A 2798-nucleotide genomic window follows, 5' to 3' on the forward strand; every position below is an offset into this window, starting at 1 on the left:
GGAGTGAAACGACTGAGGAGGCTTGCCAGTTCCCCACAGGAAAGTGTACAAATGCGGAGACGCCCTGGTAGACACGACTCGCATAAGCAGGAAATCAAAAGTAATGGGGATTTTCATTCCGTTGATTTCCTGCTTATGACGCGAGTGTCTGGGCGTTGCAGCTAGACGAGTTGTTTTCCCACCTAATCCGTATATAGCAACGGAACCGATCGAAATCGAGTCTTAAACAATACTGCATGTTTGTTGAATAACCTTTGTTATCGATTTTTCAGTAAAGAAAGACCATTAAACAGATCTTCAACTAATAAAACCAACCTGTTATAGTAGCGAATCTGTCATAATTCTAAGATTTTTGCTCACAATATATATAAAAAGGAGGGGGATTTATGTCTTATATTCTTTCGTCAGGAATACAAGTAGCTGAACACTCTTATTCCCAATCCAAAGTTAAGAGTTTAATTAAAGAACTCTTCCCGCTTAAACCTCACGAAATCAATCGATTACTCCCTGTATTTGAACATGCAAACATTGAAGAAAGACAATTCGCAATGGATTTAGAATGGTTTCAAAGTGAGCACGGATTATCTGAAAGAAATCAAATCTATCACGAAAAAGCGATTGAGTACGCTAAAGATGCCATTAACACATGCCTTTCAAATACAACTTTCTTAAAAAGAGAGGTACACTCTTCAGAGGTCGACCATGTGATATTTGTATCTTCTACCGGCATTTCTACTCCTACGATTGATGCCTATCTTATCAATGAAATGAAAATGAAAGACTCTGTAAAGAGAACCCCTATATTTGGTCTAGGGTGTGCCGGAGGGACGAGCGGGGTCGCAAAATCTTATGAATATTTAAAAGGGCACCCTGAAGAGAATGTGCTTATTGTCTGTGTAGAGTTATGCAGCTTGACTTTTCAACACAATGATCCCAGAGTGAGCAATTTTGTAGGCACTGCTCTGTTTGGTGACGGTGCATCAGCCGTTCTCATGATTGGAGAGAAATCTCCTTTAAGAGACTTAGGCCAAACCTCTCTCATTGAAGTATCCTCTTCGAGTTCACGAATTAAGCCCGATAGTACCGATGTGATGGGGTGGAGAGTAGTAGATAGTGGTTTTGAAGTCATCTTTAATAAGAGCATTCCACGATTAGTTAAAGATTTCTGGTATAACCATATGAGAGACGTACTTCAGGAAAGAGGTGTGGAAGTTCAACAGCTTCCTTTCATAATTGCTCATCCGGGTGGAAGGAAAGTACTGGAAGGCTATCAAGAGGTGTTTAATCTTCCTGAAAAAACGTTAGAATTCTCACGCGACGTGTTACGTAAACATGGAAATATGTCCTCGCCTACGGTTCATTTTGTTTTAAACGAAGCGATGAAGAGTAAACCGGCAGCTGGAACGAAATCTTTTATGACATCGTTAGGACCTGGGTTCAGTTCTGAGATCGTTTCTCTGGAGTGGATGTAATGGATAAGATTTTAATTGTATTGTTTATATTTCTAATAGTACAAAGGCTCGGAGAACTGGTCGTTGCTCAGTCGAATCGGAGATGGATGCTAGAAAGAGGGGCGAGGGAAGTAGGTGAAAACCATTACTTTTTGTTTATATTGCTGCATAGCTTCTTTTTTGTATCGATCGCTATTGAATTCTATCTCAGTTCCTATCAAATGACGTTAATATTCTTTCCGGCTCTAGTAGCTTTTTTAATTTTGCAAATATTGAGAGTATGGTGCATTGTGACTCTAGGGAGAAGGTGGAATACGAGGATCTTAGTATTACCAGAGGAGCTCCCAATCCATAAAGGGCTTTACCGAATTTTAAAACACCCCAATTATGTCATAGTATTTTTCGAGTTGCTTATCATTCCTCTCCTCTTTCAGGCTTACGTCACTGCGATCATATTCCCGTTCCTCCATTTATTAGTGTTAACTGTTCGCATTCCTGCAGAGGAGAAGGCGTTGCAAGAAAGGATGTAAATTTTCTGAACATCTATTGCTTTGGTCCGAGGAGTTTGCTATAATTCTAAATAGAAATGAAAATCATTATCATTTAGAAGGGTGAGAACACTATGATCCTTGTCATATTACTGACGGTGGCTGTTTATAGCACCTTGATGGTATGGATGCTCGCAAAAGTCGGTTCAGCCCCAGCGCAATCGGTACTTGATTTAGTTAATGGAAATAAAGGGCGCTCTCTTCCTCAAAATCGAAAAACATATGAACAAACAATTTCAGCCAGGTGAATTTCACCTGGCTTTATTTTTGCTATAATGATGAATGACTGCGATATTAGTCGAATTTTGGCGATTCAGCAGGTGAGACTTGAATGGCTAGCCTTTGTGAAAGAAAAAAAGTTCATGTTAAGCTAATAAGAGCTAGCTTTAGTACATAATTGAAGATGACGAGTAAGGAGCGACCTATGAAAAACAATCATGCGTTGGCTTATTTTTTAGAAGATTTATGGTCAAAAGGTTTTAAACTCAGTGATGAAGACGTACGATTCATTTATTTTGGCAAGAACTCTACCAATGCGTCCCAATGGAAAACAATTATAGCGGTAAGAGTAACCCTCAAGTTCCAGCACAAATTTGATCCGAGCTTCTTTATCAGTGTTTTGGAACATATTGCAAAATCAGAAATAAGAAATAAACGGCAAGCATACCGTTCTTTGGAAAAACGTGGGTTCTCATCGAAGATGCCGATCATATAAAAAACCCAGATGAATTTTCATCTGGGTTTTGATAGCTTTTGTAGAGCTTCACGCGCAAGGCGATCCGCATTTTTATTGTTTTTT

At 39.2% G+C, this 2798-nt stretch carries 4 protein-coding genes; all 4 read left to right on the forward strand.

The genetic code is table 11. The features are described from left to right. Positions 1–386: 386 nt before the first annotated feature. The 4 genes from LD39_RS12570 (at position 387) to LD39_RS12580 (ending at position 2714) form a co-directional block, all read left to right on the forward strand. Positions 387–1472, forward strand: a complete 1086-nt coding sequence (locus LD39_RS12570; RefSeq protein WP_035547174.1) for a type III polyketide synthase — start codon at positions 387–389, stop codon at positions 1470–1472. Continuing rightward, a complete protein-coding gene (locus LD39_RS12575; RefSeq protein WP_035547177.1) occupies positions 1472–1981 on the forward strand; it encodes an isoprenylcysteine carboxyl methyltransferase family protein in 510 nt (169 codons plus the stop codon). Before LD39_RS12570 ends, LD39_RS12575 begins: the two co-directional genes overlap by 1 nt. Before the next feature lie 92 nt (positions 1982–2073). Beyond that, positions 2074–2247 carry a hypothetical protein gene (locus LD39_RS22685; RefSeq protein WP_156112637.1) on the forward strand — a complete coding sequence of 58 codons (174 nt, stop codon included), beginning with the start codon at positions 2074–2076 and terminating at the stop codon, positions 2245–2247. 176 nt (positions 2248–2423) lie between these two features. After that, positions 2424–2714 carry a DUF6123 family protein gene (locus LD39_RS12580; protein WP_035547180.1) on the forward strand — a complete coding sequence of 97 codons (291 nt, stop codon included), beginning with the start codon at positions 2424–2426 and terminating at the stop codon, positions 2712–2714. Positions 2715–2798: the final 84 nt, after the last annotated feature.

It is taken from the genome of Halobacillus sp. BBL2006, assembly GCF_000786645.1.
Taxonomy (GTDB): domain Bacteria; phylum Bacillota; class Bacilli; order Bacillales; family Halobacillaceae; genus Halobacillus.

Bases quoted from the DNA above. Each gene is read 5' to 3' on its own strand.
- LD39_RS22685 (WP_156112637.1), top strand. From the start codon at position 2,074: ATGATCCTTGTCATATTACTGACGGTGGCTGTTTATAGCACCTTGATG.
- LD39_RS12575 (WP_035547177.1), top strand. From the start codon at position 1,472: ATGGATAAGATTTTAATTGTATTGTTTATATTTCTAATAGTACAAAGG.
- LD39_RS12580 (WP_035547180.1), top strand. From the start codon at position 2,424: ATGAAAAACAATCATGCGTTGGCTTATTTTTTAGAAGATTTATGGTCA.
- LD39_RS12570 (WP_035547174.1), top strand. From the start codon at position 387: ATGTCTTATATTCTTTCGTCAGGAATACAAGTAGCTGAACACTCTTAT.